This is a genomic window from Paraburkholderia sp. OAS925 (genome assembly GCF_040543975.1).
In the GTDB taxonomy this organism is placed as follows: Bacteria; Pseudomonadota; Gammaproteobacteria; order Burkholderiales; family Burkholderiaceae; genus Paraburkholderia; species Paraburkholderia graminis.
This window is the reverse complement of sequence record NZ_JBEUNO010000001.1, coordinates 2,560,358-2,575,734: the sequence shown is the minus strand read 5'-3', so window position 1 is coordinate 2,575,734 and position 15,377 is coordinate 2,560,358. Positions and strand designations below refer to the sequence as shown.

Genomic DNA, 15,377 nt, shown 5'->3' with positions numbered 1-15,377 from the left:
TTGCCGCACAGGAGCTTGCCTTGCCCTCACGCGAATCACAACCGCTCGATGAAGCCGTCGACCATGTCGCGCTTCGTCACGACTACCTGAAAAAAACCCTCACCGCGCGCGTCTACGACGTGGCCCGCGAGACCGAGCTCGAACGCGCGCGGCATCTGTCGGCGCGTCTGCGTAATCCCGTGTATCTAAAGCGCGAGGATAACCAGCCGGTGTTCTCGTTCAAGCTGCGCGGCGCGTACAACAAGATGGCGCACATGTCCGCCGACGCGCTCGCGCGCGGCGTAATCACCGCGTCGGCGGGCAATCATGCGCAGGGCGTGGCGTTGTCGGCGGCACGCATGGGCGTTAAGGCGATCATCGTGGTGCCGGTCACGACGCCACAGGTCAAGGTCGATGCCGTGCGCGCGCATGGCGGGCCGACGGTCGAAGTCGTGCAGTTTGGGGAATCGTTTAGCGATGCGTACGGCCACGCGGTTCAGTTGCAGAAAGAGCGCGACCTGACCTTCGTGCATCCGTTCGACGATCCGTATGTGATCGCCGGCCAGGGCACCGTCGCGATGGAAATTCTGAGCCAGCATCAAGGCCCGATTCACGCGATCTTCGTGCCGATTGGCGGCGGCGGACTCGCGGCGGGTGTCGCGGCGTATGTGAAATCGGTGCGCCCGGAGATCAAGGTGATCGGCGTGCAGACCGACGATTCGTGCGCGATGGCCGCGTCGTTGAAAGCGGGCGAGCGCGTGACGCTGAATGAAGTCGGTCTGTTTTCCGATGGCACCGCCGTCAAACTCGTCGGCGAAGAAACCTTCCGCCTGTGCAGCGAATATCTCGACGACGTGCTGCTGGTCAACACCGACGCACTCTGCGCCGCGATCAAGGATGTCTTCCAGGATACGCGCAGCGTGCTCGAACCGGCGGGCTCGCTCGCAGTCGCGGGCGCGAAGCAATATGCGGAGCGCGAAGGCATCGAGAACCAGACGCTGATCGCGATCACGTCGGGCGCGAACATGAACTTCGACCGGATGCGCTTCGTCGCCGAACGCGCCGAAGTCGGCGAGGCGCGCGAAGCGGTATTCGCGGTGACGATCCCGGAAGAGCGCGGCAGCTTCAAACGATTCTGCGAACTGGTCGGCACACGCAGCGTGACCGAATTCAATTACCGGATTGCGCAAGCCGAATCCGCGCATATCTTCGTGGGCGTGCAGATCAGGAACCGCAGCGAATCGGCGCAGATCGCAAGCGCCTTCGAGGCGCACAACTTCGCCACCGTCGATCTGACTTTCGACGAACTCTCGAAGCAACACATTCGCTATATGGTCGGCGGCCGCTCGCCGCTCGCACACGACGAACGTCTGTTCCGCTTCGAATTTCCCGAGCGGCCAGGTGCGCTGATGAAATTCCTTTCGTCGATGGCGCCGGACTGGAACATCAGCCTCTTCCACTATCGGAACCAGGGCGCGGACTACAGCTCGATTCTCGTCGGCATCCAAGTGCCGGAAACGGATAACGCCGAGTTCGACCGCTTCCTCGCGACGCTCGGCTATCCGTACTGGGAAGAGACGCAGAATCCGGTTTACCGGCTGTTCCTCGGCTGAACGTTATCGGCGCACTCGGGGTTTACCTTGAGCGCCTCACGTACGAGCAATCGCACCGCATAAACAGGCACTGCGCTGCAAGCGCCGTCAGCAGGGCGTCGCGCCGTATCGGCGGCTTTGCGTGACGCTTGCAGCGCTGTCCTGCTATCTCAAAAGACGATACAGCGTATCCGCCGTATCGCGTTGCGCGATAGCCGGGCCAATCGTCAAACTGGGCGCAAATCACACTTGCACTCAGGAGACACATCATGCGCACTCAGGTTGGCATCATCGGCGCGGGGCCCGCGGGCCTGCTTCTTTCTCATCTTCTTCATCTGCGCGGTATCGAGTCGGTCGTGCTCGAAACGCGCACGCGCGAGCAGATCGAATCGACGATACGCGCCGGCGTGCTCGAGCAGGGCACGATGGATCTGCTGACGCAAGCCGGCGTCGGCGAGCGCATGAAGGCGGAGGGCGCGCTGCATCACGGCTTCGAGCTTGCGTTCGAAGGCAAGCGCCGCCGCATCGATCTGACCGGACTGACGGGCCACTCGATCACCGTGTATGCACAGCACGAGGTCATCAAGGATCTGGTCGCGGCGCGCGTGGCAGCGGGCGGGGAATTGCGCTTCGGCGTATCGGAGACGTCGCTGCATGGCATCGACACCGACAAGCCGTCGATCCGCTACCGCCACGAAGGCGAACTCTGCGAGTTGCAGTGCGACTTCGTAATCGGCTGCGACGGCTCGCAGGGCGTTTCGCGCGCATCGATTCCGCAGGCGTTGCGCCGCGACTTCGAACGCGTGTACCCGTTCGGATGGTTCGGGATCCTATGCGAAGGGCCGCCGTCTTCCGATGAACTCATTTATGCGCGCCACGACCGCGGCTTTGCGCTGATCAGCACGCGCTCGGCCAACGTGCAGCGCATGTACTTTCAATGCGATCCGAAAGATTCCGTCGATAACTGGTCCGACGACCGCATCTGGGCCGAACTGCATGCACGCGTCGATTCGCACGATGGTCAGCACGTGAAGGACGGCAAGATATTTCAGAAGAACATTGTCGGCATGCGCAGTTTCGTTTCGGCGACGATGCAGCATGGCCGGCTCTTCCTGGCCGGCGACGCCGCGCATATCGTGCCGCCGACCGGCGCAAAAGGGATGAACCTTGCGGTCGCCGACGTGCGGTTGCTCACGAAGGCATTGAACGCGTTCTACGTCGAGAACCGCAGCGATCTGCTCGAACGCTATAGCGAAACGGCGCTCAAGCGCATCTGGCGCGCGGAGCATTTCTCGTACTGGATGACGAGCATGATGCATCGGATCGAGGGCGCGTCGCCGTTCGAGCAGCAGCTTCAGGTGGCCGAACTGGAATACGTGACGACGTCGCGCAGCGCGGCCACGGTGATGGCGGAGAACTACGTCGGCGTGGCCGTGCCGCAAGACTGAGCGCAACGCCGGCGGCTGCGATTGTCGGTGCAACAGCAACAGTGAATTCAGGATTAGCGGATTTATCGTCTACGACGGCGCACCTACACTGCCTTCACCGCTGCAACGAATTCCGTTCGCAGCACACATAAGAAGCATGACTGGAGGTGGTCAAATGAAATCGCTCATTCAGGCTGTTGCAGTTGCCGTCGCGCTGGGCGCGCCGATCGTTTCGATGGCGCAGACGTCGGGGCAAGCCGCGCAGCAAGGCGTCGAGGTTATTCAAAGTCAGGCCGCGGGCCAGCAGGGCGCCGCGCGAGTCGAGAACAGCGGCTATGGTTCGGGCAGCCACGGTTCGTGGCAAGCGGGCCGCGGCGGCGACGTCACGTTCAGTTCGTATTCGCCGCCGGTTTATAACGCACGATAAAGTTTGTCGAAAGAGCAGGGCGCGGAGTTTTCGCGTTCAAACCGCAAACGAAAAAACCGCATGACGCCCTAGGCGCCGCGCGGTTTTCTATTTCTGCATCGTGCCGGATTGCGGCGAGCGCAACAACGTCATCTCGTTGCGCAGCAGTGCGATGAGGTCGTCGTCGGTTGGTCGCGTGCCCCAATGCCGCGCGCCCGCGACGGACGCAATCGCCATCCACGAATGCGGTGGAAACCATTCGCGAACGAGCGCGCCGTTCTGCCGCAAACACAACTGGCCGGTCTGTTCGCTGTACTCCGCGCAGACGAGCATGCCGTCGATCTGCGCGCTGACTCGTCGTGGATCAGTGCGTACCAAGTTGTCGCTCCTGCAAGCTGCCGATGCAAACGCAAACGCAGACCTCAATGCAAAGGCAAAGCCCAATGCAGCGCGGCGCGATCGTCATAACGTGTAGCGCCGCACTACGCGCGATCAATGATCGCCGCCGTGGCCGTGCCACTCGCCGCGGCCATGTCCTTCGCCGTGGCCGCGCCAGTCTCCGTGCGGACCGCGCGCGTCGCGCCATTCGCGTTCGCGATGACGCTCTTCCCATTCGCGACGTTCCCAATAGCGATGACCGTCGTAGTAACGCTCGCCATACCAGCCGGGACTAACGACGACCACCGGTGGCGGCGGCGCATACACCGGCGGCGGAGGCGGCGCATAGACCGGCTCGGGCGCATACACGACGCCCGGAACGCCGATGTTCACGCCGACGTCGACGTGAGCGAGCGCCGCCGACGACGCCCCGATGCCGACACCGGCGACGATCGCAATAGAGAGCAAGCGGCTTCGTGATTGATTCATGGGGTGGGTTCCCGTGTTCTTATGATTGAGTGTGTAGGGCTCGGCGCGCGCCGCGATCAGTAACGGTCGTGGTAACGGTAATGGTTGTGATAGCCGCCATCGGGCACCACGATGCAACCGCTCAACGCGGTGCCGAGCGTCGCCGCCAGAATGACCAGCGCAAAAATTCGTTTCATGAGATTGCTCCTCGTTGCTGTTGATCCGAACTCTACTGAGAGGCGGTATTACCGTTGTGTTCGTGTGTAACAGGACGTGTCGCGTGCATCGCGTGGACTGTTTGTGCAGGGCGCGGGCAGGCGAGGGCGCACGTGCCGCGTGATGACCGCGGCTACGAAGTGCAAACGAGGGGCAAGCCATTGAGCACGCTATGAAAAGGCCGCGTACGCAGGTCTTGGATGAGGCGTGGCGCAACAAAGGCGTGGTGCAAGCAGCGCTGAAAAGCGGAAGGCAGGGCGAGACGCGGCCTATATGCCGCGCGGATACATTCGGTTGCAGACTGGCGTTTTACGTTGATCGTTTGCGACGCGAGGCCTGAGATTGGTCAATCGGCCGGACCGCAGTTCAGCTTTTATTAATATTTGACCGGTAGCATACTGGCTCGCACGCCGGCGCCCGCCCCGTGCCCAACCCACGATGCCCAACGAGAAACGAGACGTCCTATGAAGATGCAATCCTTCGATACGAATGCGCGCCGTTATGCGACCGGCTATGACGGCGTCGCCCGCTTGCTTCACTGGCTGATCGTCTTGCTGATTGCGGCGCAGTTCGTGATCGGCTGGACCATGCCGGACATTCACAAGGGCACGCTGCCCGAAGGGCTGATTGCGTGGCATCTCGGTGTGGGCGCAACCTTAATCGCGGCCGTCGTGCTGCGAATCGTCTGGCGTGCCACGCATCGTCCGTCGCCGGCATCGGTGTCGCCGTTTTTTCGCGTCGTTTCGCATATCACGCACGGACTGCTGTATCTCGCGCTTGTCGTCGTGCCGGTGCTCGGATGGGCGAACGCGTCATCGCGCGGCTGGACGATCAAGCTTTTCGGCGTGCTGCCGTATCCGTCGATTTCGCCGACCGGCTCCAGCGTCGGGCATGAGATGGGCGACATCCACGGGTATCTTGCGTGGGTCTTGCTCGTGCTGATCGGCTTGCATGTGGCGGGCGCGCTCTTTCATCGCTTCGTGCTGAAGGACGATGTCTTGCAGCGGATGCTGCCTTGAGCGGGTGCGATTGCCTGAACGCAACCTGAACGCAACCTGAACGCTGCATCAGCGCTCGATCAACCCGGTTCGGCGGCCGCATGCTGCGGCGCGGCTGCTTCGCGATAGCCGAGCCGCGTCGAGATCGCAAGGCCCGACTCGCGCAGCAGCGCGACGTAGTGCGACTTCGTATCGGCGCCGCAGCGCATGGTCGGAAATGAAATGGACAGGCCGGCGATCACGCGGCCAAAGCGGTCGAACACCGGCACCGCGATACACTGCAAGCCTTCTTCCTGCTCCTCGTTGTCTTCGCCGTAACCTTGCTCGCGAACGCGCGGCAGAATGCTCAACACTGCCTCGGCCGACGACAACGTCTTTTGCGTCGACTTGCGGAATTCGACGTGAGACAGCACCTCGCGCGCGTCGGCCGGCTCCATCCACGCGAGCAGCACCTTGCCGATTGCCGTGCTGTGAAGCGGATTGCGCCGGCCAATCCGCGACTGCATGCGCAGCCCGTAATCGGCGTCGATCTTGTGGATATAGATGATCGCGTCTTCGTCGAATGCGCCGAGGTGCACCGCCTCGCGTGTGAGCTGGCCGATGCGGCGCATTTCGACGTCGGCTTCGCGCACGAGATCGACACTCTCCAGCGCCTTCGCGCCGAGTTCGAACAGACGGATGGTCAGACGGTAGCGCTCGGTCTCGACTTCCTGCGTCACGTAGCCGAGCGCCTTCAGCGTCTGCACGACGCGATGCACGGTCGTCTTCGACATGCCGAGCCGTTGCGACAGTTCGCTGATGCCGATCTGCCCGCTGTCGCCGATCGCGCCGAGAATCGCGAACACGCGGCCAATCGACGAAGCCGATTCGCCTTTGTCGCTGCCGCACTCGACGCTGTCCGCGTCGTGCGCAAGGGTCGCGGGAACGTCCTTACGCTGCTGTTTGCCGGTTGCTGCCATTTCCGTGATTCCCTGATCGAACTTCTATTCGAACCGTATTCGAACGCTATTGCGTGCCGCGTTGCGGCGGACGCCGCGAGCATACCGCGTCTCGTCGCGTATGTTGAAGACTCAGCGCGCGAGCCATCCGCCGTCTACTGCGAGTGTATGCCCGTGCACGTAGTCCGACGCGGACGACGCCAGAAAAACCACCGGTCCCGCGAGATCGTCCGGCGCGCCCCAGCGGCCGGCCGGAATGCGGCTCAGGATTTCGTCGTTGCGCTGCGCGTCCTCACGCAACGCCGCGGTGTTCGCGGTGGCCATGTAGCCGGGCGCAATCGCGTTCACGTTGATGCGCTGCGCGGCCCATTCGTTGGCAAGAAGCCGCGTGAGCCCGAGCACGCCGCTTTTCGACGCCGTGTACGACGCGACGCGTATGCCGCCCTGGAACGACAGCATCGACGCGATGTTGATGATCTTGCCGCCGCTTTGCTGCGCGACGAATTGTCTTGCCGTGGCCTGCGCGAGAAAGAAGAGGCTTTTCAGATTGAGGTCCATCACGGCGTCCCAGTCGTCCTCGGTGAAGTCGAGCGCGTTCTCGCGACGGATGATGCCCGCGTTGTTCACCAGCACGTCGACACGTCCGAACGCTTCCACTGCGGCGCGCACGATGTCGTCCACTGGCGCAATCGACGCGAGGTCCGCGCGCACGTCTGCGAATCTGCGCCCCGCGGCGGCGACGCGCTCGGGCGTATCGCCCGCATCGGCACGCGACACGCCGACGATGTCGCAGCCCGCCTCGGCGAGCGCGAGCGCCATGCCCGCGCCGAGGCCCGCGTTGCTGCCGGTGACGATGGCGACCTTGCCAGTCAGATCGAACGGATGGGTCACGGGGCGGTTGGTGGCGGAGATATTCACAATGTCAAAGCCCATGTCGTGAGTTTCGTATGGCGAGCGGCCGATGCGATGCGATGCGATGCGCTCAGCGCAGGTCCCGCACCGCGATATGGTCCATGTCGCTGAACACCTGGTTTTCGCCGACCATCCCCCAGATGAACGTATAGGCCCGCGTGCCGACGCCCGAGTGGATCGACCAGCTCGGCGAGATCACCGCCTGTTCGTTATGCACGACGATGTGCCGCGTCTCGCTCGGCTCGCCCATCATGTGAAAGACGGCGGCATCGTCGGCGACATTGAAATAGAAATACACCTCCATGCGCCGCTCGTGCGTATGGCAGGGCATCGTGTTCCACAGGCTGCCGGGTTCGAGCTTGGTCATGCCCATCGACAACTGGCAGGTCGGCAGCACCTCGGGCACGATGAACTTGTAGATGGTGCGGCGGTTGCTCGTCGCGGCATCGCCGAGCGTTTGCGGCGACGCCTGCGCGAGCGAGATCGTGCGAGTCGGATGCGACTCGTGTGCGGGTGCGCAGTTCAGGTAGAACTTGGCCGGCTGCGCGGCGTCGTCGCTGCCGAAGGCTACCGATTGCGCGCCGCGGCCGATGTAGATCGCCTCCTCGTTACGCACCGTGTAGCGCGTGCCGTCGACGTCGACCCAACCGTCGCCGCCGATGTTGATCGCGCCCAGTTCGCGCCGCTCGAGCAGATAGCTGACGCCGATCGCCTTGCCGAGCGAGCCGGGCACTTCGACGGCGCGCGCGGCGGGCCACGCGCCGCCCACAATGATGCGGTCGATGTGGCTATACGTGAGCCGCAGCGCGTCGCGCTCGAACACCTCGTCGACGAGGAACTCCTTGCGCAATCCGGCGGTGTCCAGCGTCTTCGCATACTCGCTGTTGACGGCCTGCCTCACGTGCAGCGTTGCTTCCATGATTGTGTCTCCGGTGGGTGGGCGCCTTCCCGCAGTTACCCAGCTTAGCGGCGGCGCACGCATGGGCTCGACTGTAGCGCGTTATTCGCCTTTTCGGAACAGTGGTCCATAAAAAATTGCGAGGCATGGGTGAGCCAGCGGAGGCCCGCCAGCATAGGCCGGGTAAACGATTATCCTCGTCGCGCAAAAAACCGGAACGACGTTCCTGACTCGATGCTATATTGCGCCGAAAGGGAGCAGCCGGCGTCAGACCGGTGCTTACCCAAGGTGGAGTTACCGGACAACTGGACGTCAAGTCCACGGAGGAGACAATGAAGCTCAAGAAGGCCATCGACCGCATTCCTGGCGGCCTGATGCTCGTGCCGCTGCTGCTCGGCGCCTGCGTTCATACGTTCGCGCCCGGCGCGGGCAAGTATTTCGGCTCGTTCACCAACGGCCTGATCGCCGGCACCGTGCCGATTCTCGCGGTCTGGTTTTTCTGCATGGGCGCGACGATCGACCTGCGCGCCACCGGCACTGTGCTGCGCAAGTCCGGCACGCTGCTCGTCACGAAGATGGTCGTCGCGTGGATCGCGACCCTCGTGGCATCGCATTTCATTCCCATCGACGGCATCAAGGCCGGGCTCTTCGCCGGGCTCTCGGTGCTCGCGATCACGACGTCGATGGACATGACCAACGGCGGTCTCTACGCCGCGGTGATGCAGCAGTACGGCACGAAAGAGGAGGCCGGCGCATTCGTGCTGATGTCGGTCGAATCGGGGCCGCTCGTCAGCATGATCATTCTCGGCGCGACGGGCGTCGCGTTCTTCGAGCCGCGGCTTTTCGTGGGCGCGGTGCTGCCGTTTCTGATCGGTTTCGCGCTCGGCAATATCGACAGCGATCTGCGCGAGTTCTTCGGCCGCTGCGTGCATCCGCTGATTCCGTTTTTCGGCTTCGCGCTCGGCAACGGCATCGACCTGAACGTGATCGCGAAGAGCGGCATGGCGGGCGTGCTGCTCGGCCTTGCGGTGATCGTCGTGACCGGCATTCCGCTGATTCTCGCGGACCGCTGGATCGCGGGCGGCAACGGCGCGGCGGGACTCGCGGCTTCGTCGACGGCGGGCGCGGCGGTGGCCAACCCGGCGATCATCGGCGAGATGATTCCGAGCTTCAAGCCGCTCGTGCCGGCCGCGACGGCGATGGTCGCGACCGCCTGCCTCGTGACCGCGATTCTGGTGCCGATGCTGACCGCGCTGTGGGTGCGCCGTCATCACGCGCGCGATACGTTGCGCGAGGAATTGCTGACGCCCGCGGCGACGCCGCTGAAGGAGAGCGACGTGCATGTGTGAGCGGGTGTGAGCATGCGCGCTGATGCTCGCTGACCGAGCGTAGAAACGCCGGGGCCGCTTTAACGCGGCCCCAGTTTCGTTTCGAGCATGGCCTTAACGTGCGCTCATTCGTCGTCGATGATGCTAAAGCGCACCGAGTTGCGCTTGCGGCCGTCCGGCATGATGCGCTCGTGGCGAACCACGCCTTCCTGCTTTGCGCCGATTCGCAGAATCGCCGCGCGCGACTTGTCGTTGAGCTCGTCGGTGGTGAACTGCACGCGCACGCATTGCATTGCTTCGAATGCATGACGCAGCAGCAGATATTTCGCCTCGGTATTGACGGCCGAACGCTGCGCCGATTCGCCGAACCACGTGTGCCCGATTTCGAGCTTGCGATTCGCGTAGTCGATTTTCCAGAACCGCGTGCTGCCGACCACCGCACCCGTATCGCGGCGCACGATCACGAACGGCATGACTGTTCCCGCGTCACGTCCGGCGAGCGCCGCGTCGATATAACCGTCGATCGTGCCGGGCCCTGGCACGACAGTCAGCGTCAGATTCCACAATTGCCCATCGGCGGCGGCTTCGAGCAACGCTTGCGCGTGATCGCGTTGCAGTGGCCGCAGTTCGACCGTGTTGCCCGTCAGCGTGGGTTGCATGAGTTCACACAAAACGTTTGTCGATGAAATAAAAAAGTCCGCGAGCATCAACTCGCGGACTCTCTACAGCCAGCAACGATCAGCCGTTGCCCGCGTTACTGCATGCGTTACGACGACATCACCGTCACGGCCTTCGTGACCAGATACGCTTCCATCGCTTCCGGTCCGCCTTCCGAGCCGTAGCCCGAATCCTTCACGCCGCCGAACGGCATTTCCGGCGTCGGCGTGGCGGGCTGGTTGATCCACAGCATGCCGACTTCCAGTTGCTGCGACAGCAGATGCACATTCGCGAACGACTTCGTGAACGCGTAACCCGCGAGACCGAACGGCAGGCGGTTCGCTTCGGCGATCGCTTCCTCGAGCTTGTCGAAACCGCGGATCGCCGCGATCGGGCCGAACGGCTCGTTGTTGAACACGTCGGCTTCGAGCGACACGTTGGTGAGCACCGTCGGCGCGAAGAAGTTGCCTTCGGTGCCGACGCGCTCGCCGCCCGTTTCGATCTTCGCGCCGGTCTTGCGCGCGTCGTCGAGCACCTTGCTCATCGCCGTCAGGCGTCGCGCGTTGGCGAGCGGCCCGAGGGTCGTGCCGTCCGCGAGACCGTCGCCGAGTTTCAGGCCCTCGGCGTGCTTGACGAGCGCCGCGGCGAACTCTTCGCGGATGCTGTTGTGCACCAGAAAGCGTGTCGGCGAAATGCACACCTGGCCCGCGTTGCGGAACTTCGCGCCGCCGGCTGCCTTGACCGCGAGCGCGACGTCGGCGTCTTCAGCGACGATGACCGGCGCGTGGCCGCCGAGCTCCATCGTCGCGCGCTTCATGTGCGCGCCGGCCAGCGAGGCCAGTTGCTTGCCGACCGGCGTGGAGCCCGTGAACGTGACCTTGCGGATCACCGGATGCGGGATCAGGTAGTTCGAGATTTCGGCCGGATCGCCGAACACGAGGCCAACGGTGCCCGCCGGCACGCCCGCTTCGACGAACGCCTGCAACAGACCCGCCGGCGACGCCGGGGTTTCTTCCGGCGCCTTCACGAGGAACGAGCAGCCGCTCGCGAGCGCCGCGCTCAGCTTGCGCACGATCTGGTTGACCGGGAAATTCCACGGCGTGAAGGCGGCGACCGGGCCGATCGGTTCCTTCAGCACGAGTTGCTGCGCGGCGAGATTGCGCGACGGCACCACGCGGCCATAGAGGCGGCGGCCTTCGTCGGCGAACCATTCGATGATGTCCGCCGCGGCCAGCACTTCGACCTTCGCTTCGGCGAACGGCTTGCCCTGTTCCTGCGTCATGAGGCGGCCGATGTCGGACGCGCGCTCGCGCACCAGCGCGGCTGCCTTGCGCATCACCGCGGCGCGCTCGTGCGCGGGCACCTTGCGCCAGGCTTCGAAGCCGCGCTGAGCCGCTTCGAGCGCACGGTCGAGATCGGCGATGCCGGCGTGCGCCACCTTGCCGATGACCTGGCCGGTAGCGGGGTTCAATACGTCGAGAGTCTTGCCGCTCGCGGCATCGCACCACTCGCCGTTGATCAGAAGTCGGGTATCGGTATAGCTCGAAATTGCCATGCTGGTTCCTGTAAATGGGAAAACGACAGGCTGCGCTGCGCTCGCGTACAGAGCCGAACGCGCGTGGCCGAGAATGGACTGCCGATAAGGAAACATCTTATCTGATTGCGCTCAAACGTACCGGCGGCCGCTCCGCTCGCGGCGGGCGCGGCACGCATCTTGCGACCCCAGTTTCCGGACGGCCGCCGCGGCCTGTGCGTCGACGCCAGGCGCTAGTCATGGAAAGCCCGGGGAGAGCGCCGGCGCGTCAAGTGGCGTACAGTCGAGCGGCAGTCCCAGTCAACCAGATGCACATGAGGAATCGACATGCCTACCGGTACAGTAAAGTGGTTCAACGACGCAAAAGGCTTCGGCTTCATCACACCCGACGACGGAGGTGAAGACCTGTTCGCCCATTTCTCGGAGATTCGCTCCGAGGGTTTCAAATCGCTGCAGGAAAATCAGAAGGTCAGCTTCGAAGTGAAGCAGGGGCCGAAAGGAAAGCAGGCCGCGGACATCAAGCCTATCTAGCCGGCGATGCGGCTAGCGCCGCGCACACGTTCGCGATCGTTGCGCGGCGCTTTGCATGATGACGGCGAGCGCCGCGCTTGCTGCGATCGCCGAGATCGCCGCAGCGTCTGGCGTGGCTGTGAACGCCGCGCTCGAGCGTCGCCGGCTTCGGTGAGCGCGGCCCGTCGTGCGCCGATGCGGTTATCTTGGCCGCGCTTAGTGGGCGCGCTTAGTGGGCGCGCTTAGTGGCCGCGCTGAGCGGCCCGCTGAGTGGAAACTTGCCGGCAAGTTAATCAGCATCCCGAAACCTTCTGCAACCCTCGTGCGGGCGAAGCCGACGCAATGCCCGCGCGGACACCCGGTTCGCTCGCCGGGCGGGGAGCGAGCGTCCGAACGGTTATTGCACCTTGCATAATCCGCTGCGTTAGTGCCCAACGGCATCGCAAAGAGGCGCCCGCGCATGCTGGCAGCCCGCCCGGCGTTGCAATGCCGTCACTAATCTCTTACGGAGCGCTGCTACAATCTCCCCTTTCTTGATTGGTTGTGCGCTATGGGTTTCGAACAACTCGCTGAACTGAAGAAGCAACTGGCCGCGGCACGGGCCCAGGCTGCGCCGGCCGCGAAGGCTGACGGCAAATCCGGCGCGAGGCCCGAGGGCAAGCCGGATTCAAGGCGCGATGTCAGGAGCGATGGCAGGCCGGCTGCGAAATCCGCGAAGCCGGGCGCGGGCCCCGGTGCGGGCGCCCGACAGGGCGCGCGGCCTGCCGGCAAGCCGTCGCAGCCGTCACAATCGCGGCGCGGTCCCGGCGGGGGTCCCAATGCTGGCGCGCCGGCCGCGGACGCCAAGCCGGTCGATCCGGTGGTGAAGTCCATCGGCCGTCTGCAAAAGCGCTTCCCGAACGCGTTCCCGAAGAACCCGGCGCCGAAGCTGCCGCTGAAGGTCGGCATCTTCGAAGACCTCGTGGTGCATGCCAAGGAACTGTCGCTGAGCGAAGCCGAGTTGCGCGACGCGATCAAGACGTGGTGCCGCGGCAGCCGCTACTGGAAGTGTCTCGTGGAAGGCGCCGCGCGCGTCGACCTGACGGGCGCCGAGGCGGGCAAGGTCACGGCTCAGGAAGCGGCGGGCGCGCAGCGCCTGCAGGCGCATCGCGCGGCGAAGAGCGCGAAGAGTGCGGCGGCAGCGGCTGCGCCGGCTGCATCTGCTGCTTCCGCCGATGCTGTGGGTGCGCAGAACCAAGCGCCTGTGGATGCGCAAGCGTCACAGCAGGGTTCGCAAGAAGCGTCGCAAGCCACCCCGCAACAAGCCGAGCCCAACGAGCCGCAGTCCACCGCCGCCGATGCGCCGTCTGACGACAAACTCGCTGCGCAATCCGCCAACCTCTCCGAGACGGCTCCCGCCACTCGCGAAGCCTGAGCATCGGCCACCAATCACCCGGTGGCCGCTCAACGCACCGCCGCCCCCAGCCGGCCGCGCACGAAGCCGACGTGTTCGCGCAGCACATAGAACGCGTCGGCGTAAGCGAGCGGCATGCGCAGCCGATTCAACGATTCCTCGATCTGATCCAGTTCCGCGAAGAGCCGCTTGCGCTCTTCGTCGGTGGTTTGCGCGAGCGCGCCGCGCTCGATGGCGATCAGCGAACCGTAATAGCGATAGATGCGCGAACGTACACGCCAGCGATACAGCGCCGGAACCAGCCGCATCGCCGGAAAAAGCAGCACTGCGATCGGCAACAGCAGCACGAGCGTGCGGTCGCCGATGCTCGCGAGCCAGAACGGCAGCGTCCGGTATAGGAAGCTCTTGCCGGTGCGGTAGTAGCGCTGCGCGTCCTCGCTGATCTGATACTCGTGCGCGATCGGGCTCGGGAATTGTCCCGCGCGCTGCAGCAGGCCCGGCCTGCCGTGCACTTCCTGCGCCGCCTCGATCAGCAGATCGGAAATGGCCGGATGCAGATCGGTACGCGCGACAAGCTCGACGGTCGGGCTGATCAGATGCACGGTCTCGGGCGGAATCTTGTGCCGCAGATCCAGCACGCCAGGCGGCAGATCGATCTGATCCAGATACGGAAAAAGCCGCGTATAGGCGCTGGCTTCGTCGAAATTCATCACCGAAATGCCGGGCACGCGAAGCAGGCGCAGCATCAGCCCGCGGGTCGCGGAATCGCCGCTGAGAATCGCCGCATCGACCTCGCCCGCGACGAGCTGCGTGGCCGCTTGCAGACCGTCGCTCGGCACGAGCGTCGTATCGTCGCCGGACCCAATGCCGTTCGCGTCCAGCAGCTTCAGCGCGAGCAGGCGCGTGCCGCTGCCTTCGCGGCCCACGGCGATCCGCTTGCCTTCGAGCTGCGCCAGCTCCGTTACGCCGGTGCCGCGATAAAACACCACGATCGGCACATAAAAGACGCTGCCGAGCGACATCAGCGACGACGTATCCAGCCCGTCCGCCACGCCGCCTTGCACGAGCGCGAGGTCGACGTGCTGCTTCGGATCGAGCAGACGCTGAAGGTTCTGCACCGAGCCGTCCGATTCGAGTACGTTCAGTTTGATGCCGTTTTGCGCGAGAATTTTCTTGTACTGATCGGCGGCGGCGACAAACGAGCTATCTTGCGGACCGGCGCTGAGCGTGATCGTTTTCGGCGGCGCCGGATCGACGAGCCACACGATCAGCGTGACGACAAGCGCGACCGCCGCGGCGACGACGATATAGGGCAGCGTGTGATCGCGCCACTCGGCATGAAGCGATTCGCGAGGAAGCGGCGGAGGACGACGCGGACGTTGCGCTTTCATAGGCATGGCGTGCGGTAGCCGGGATCAGGGCATTGTCTACTGCGGCGGGCGGACTTGTCGTCGGAAGTTTGCTCTATTGTTGGTTGCCCTGTTGTTTGCCTGATTCGCGGCGCGCGTTGCAAAAGTCCTTTAATCGAAGGGCCATGCAATCGTTCTCAAGCAATGAGCAGCCCGAGCTGCCAAGGAGACGATCGTGTTGTCTGCTGCATTGGATACTTTAGGTGCATTGGCGGTGCTGCTGAGCATCGCTCTGCATATTCTCGTCTTCGGACGCAAGCGGTGAGCGCGACACATCGCCGGCCGACCGCATCTTTCCCATTGTTCGGCTGCCTTGACGTATCTATTCGCCTTG

Annotated in this window: 15 protein-coding genes; 7 read left to right on the top strand and 8 right to left on the bottom strand. The window is 64.0% G+C overall.

The features are described 5' to 3' along the window. Positions 1-20 precede the first annotated feature (20 nt). The 3 genes from ilvA (at position 21) to ABIE53_RS11235 (ending at position 3,425) form a co-directional block, all read left to right on the top strand. Positions 21-1,592, top strand: coding sequence for a threonine ammonia-lyase, biosynthetic (ilvA, locus tag ABIE53_RS11245; protein WP_114156159.1), 1,572 nt, complete (start codon positions 21-23; stop codon positions 1,590-1,592). 248 nt (positions 1,593-1,840) lie between these two features. Beyond that, complete coding sequence (locus ABIE53_RS11240; protein WP_006052830.1) at positions 1,841-3,019, top strand: 4-hydroxybenzoate 3-monooxygenase; 1,179 nt, start codon at positions 1,841-1,843, stop codon at positions 3,017-3,019. Positions 3,020-3,173: 154 nt separating this feature from the next. After that, complete coding sequence (locus tag ABIE53_RS11235; RefSeq protein ID WP_114156158.1) at positions 3,174-3,425, top strand: hypothetical protein; 252 nt, start codon at positions 3,174-3,176, stop codon at positions 3,423-3,425. Between the two features lie 87 nt (positions 3,426-3,512). On the opposite strand, the gene ABIE53_RS11230 is transcribed toward ABIE53_RS11235, so the two are convergent. Together ABIE53_RS11230 and ABIE53_RS11225 are read right to left on the bottom strand one after the other, a co-directional pair. Further along, positions 3,513-3,782: a hypothetical protein gene (locus tag ABIE53_RS11230; protein WP_006052828.1), complete on the bottom strand. Its 270-nt coding sequence runs from the start codon at positions 3,780-3,782 to the stop codon at positions 3,513-3,515. A 114-nt stretch (positions 3,783-3,896) separates the two neighbouring features. After that, on the bottom strand, positions 3,897-4,271 hold the full coding sequence (locus ABIE53_RS11225; RefSeq protein WP_029968545.1) for a hypothetical protein: 375 nt from the start codon (positions 4,269-4,271) through the stop codon (positions 3,897-3,899). 659 nt (positions 4,272-4,930) lie between these two features. Between ABIE53_RS11225 and ABIE53_RS11220 the strand changes: the two genes are divergently transcribed. Continuing rightward, complete coding sequence (locus ABIE53_RS11220) at positions 4,931-5,485, top strand: cytochrome b (protein WP_181324897.1); 555 nt, start codon at positions 4,931-4,933, stop codon at positions 5,483-5,485. 59 nt (positions 5,486-5,544) lie between these two features. Here the strand turns inward: ABIE53_RS11220 and kdgR are convergent, their stop codons facing one another. From kdgR to kduI, 3 genes are all read right to left on the bottom strand, one after another. Next, complete coding sequence (kdgR, locus tag ABIE53_RS11215; protein ID WP_114156157.1) at positions 5,545-6,423, bottom strand: DNA-binding transcriptional regulator KdgR; 879 nt, start codon at positions 6,421-6,423, stop codon at positions 5,545-5,547. A 111-nt stretch (positions 6,424-6,534) separates the two neighbouring features. After that, on the bottom strand, positions 6,535-7,335 hold the full coding sequence (gene kduD / locus ABIE53_RS11210; RefSeq protein WP_114156156.1) for a 2-dehydro-3-deoxy-D-gluconate 5-dehydrogenase KduD: 801 nt from the start codon (positions 7,333-7,335) through the stop codon (positions 6,535-6,537). A 49-nt stretch (positions 7,336-7,384) separates the two neighbouring features. Further along, positions 7,385-8,221: a 5-dehydro-4-deoxy-D-glucuronate isomerase gene (gene kduI / locus ABIE53_RS11205; RefSeq protein ID WP_114156710.1), complete on the bottom strand. Its 837-nt coding sequence runs from the start codon at positions 8,219-8,221 to the stop codon at positions 7,385-7,387. A 323-nt stretch (positions 8,222-8,544) separates the two neighbouring features. Here kduI and kdgT point away from each other — a divergent pair, with 323 nt between their 5' ends. Next, positions 8,545-9,561 (top strand): 2-keto-3-deoxygluconate transporter, encoded by a 1,017-nt coding sequence (gene kdgT / locus ABIE53_RS11200; protein WP_053858142.1) that lies wholly within the window; start codon positions 8,545-8,547, stop codon positions 9,559-9,561. A 104-nt stretch (positions 9,562-9,665) separates the two neighbouring features. Here the strand turns inward: kdgT and ABIE53_RS11195 are convergent, their stop codons facing one another. Both ABIE53_RS11195 and ABIE53_RS11190 read right to left on the bottom strand, forming a co-directional pair. Then, a complete protein-coding gene (locus tag ABIE53_RS11195) occupies positions 9,666-10,199 on the bottom strand; it encodes a GNAT family N-acetyltransferase (protein ID WP_310073336.1) in 534 nt (177 codons plus the stop codon). Between the two features lie 107 nt (positions 10,200-10,306). Then, positions 10,307-11,752, bottom strand: coding sequence for an NAD-dependent succinate-semialdehyde dehydrogenase (locus tag ABIE53_RS11190; RefSeq protein WP_107707802.1), 1,446 nt, complete (start codon positions 11,750-11,752; stop codon positions 10,307-10,309). 306 nt (positions 11,753-12,058) lie between these two features. Between ABIE53_RS11190 and ABIE53_RS11185 the strand changes: the two genes are divergently transcribed. Beyond that, entirely contained in the window at positions 12,059-12,262 is a 204-nt protein-coding gene (locus ABIE53_RS11185) for a cold-shock protein (RefSeq protein WP_006052818.1), read from the top strand. 529 nt (positions 12,263-12,791) lie between these two features. Next, the gene (locus ABIE53_RS11180) at positions 12,792-13,655 is read left to right on the top strand and encodes a ProQ/FinO family protein (RefSeq protein WP_114156155.1); all 864 of its coding nucleotides are present in this window, start codon (positions 12,792-12,794) and stop codon (positions 13,653-13,655) included. A gap of 29 nt (positions 13,656-13,684) precedes the next feature. Here ABIE53_RS11180 and ABIE53_RS11175 read toward each other — a convergent pair whose 3' ends face one another. Further along, positions 13,685-15,025 (bottom strand): TAXI family TRAP transporter solute-binding subunit, encoded by a 1,341-nt coding sequence (locus ABIE53_RS11175; RefSeq protein WP_006052816.1) that lies wholly within the window; start codon positions 15,023-15,025, stop codon positions 13,685-13,687. Positions 15,026-15,377: the final 352 nt, after the last annotated feature.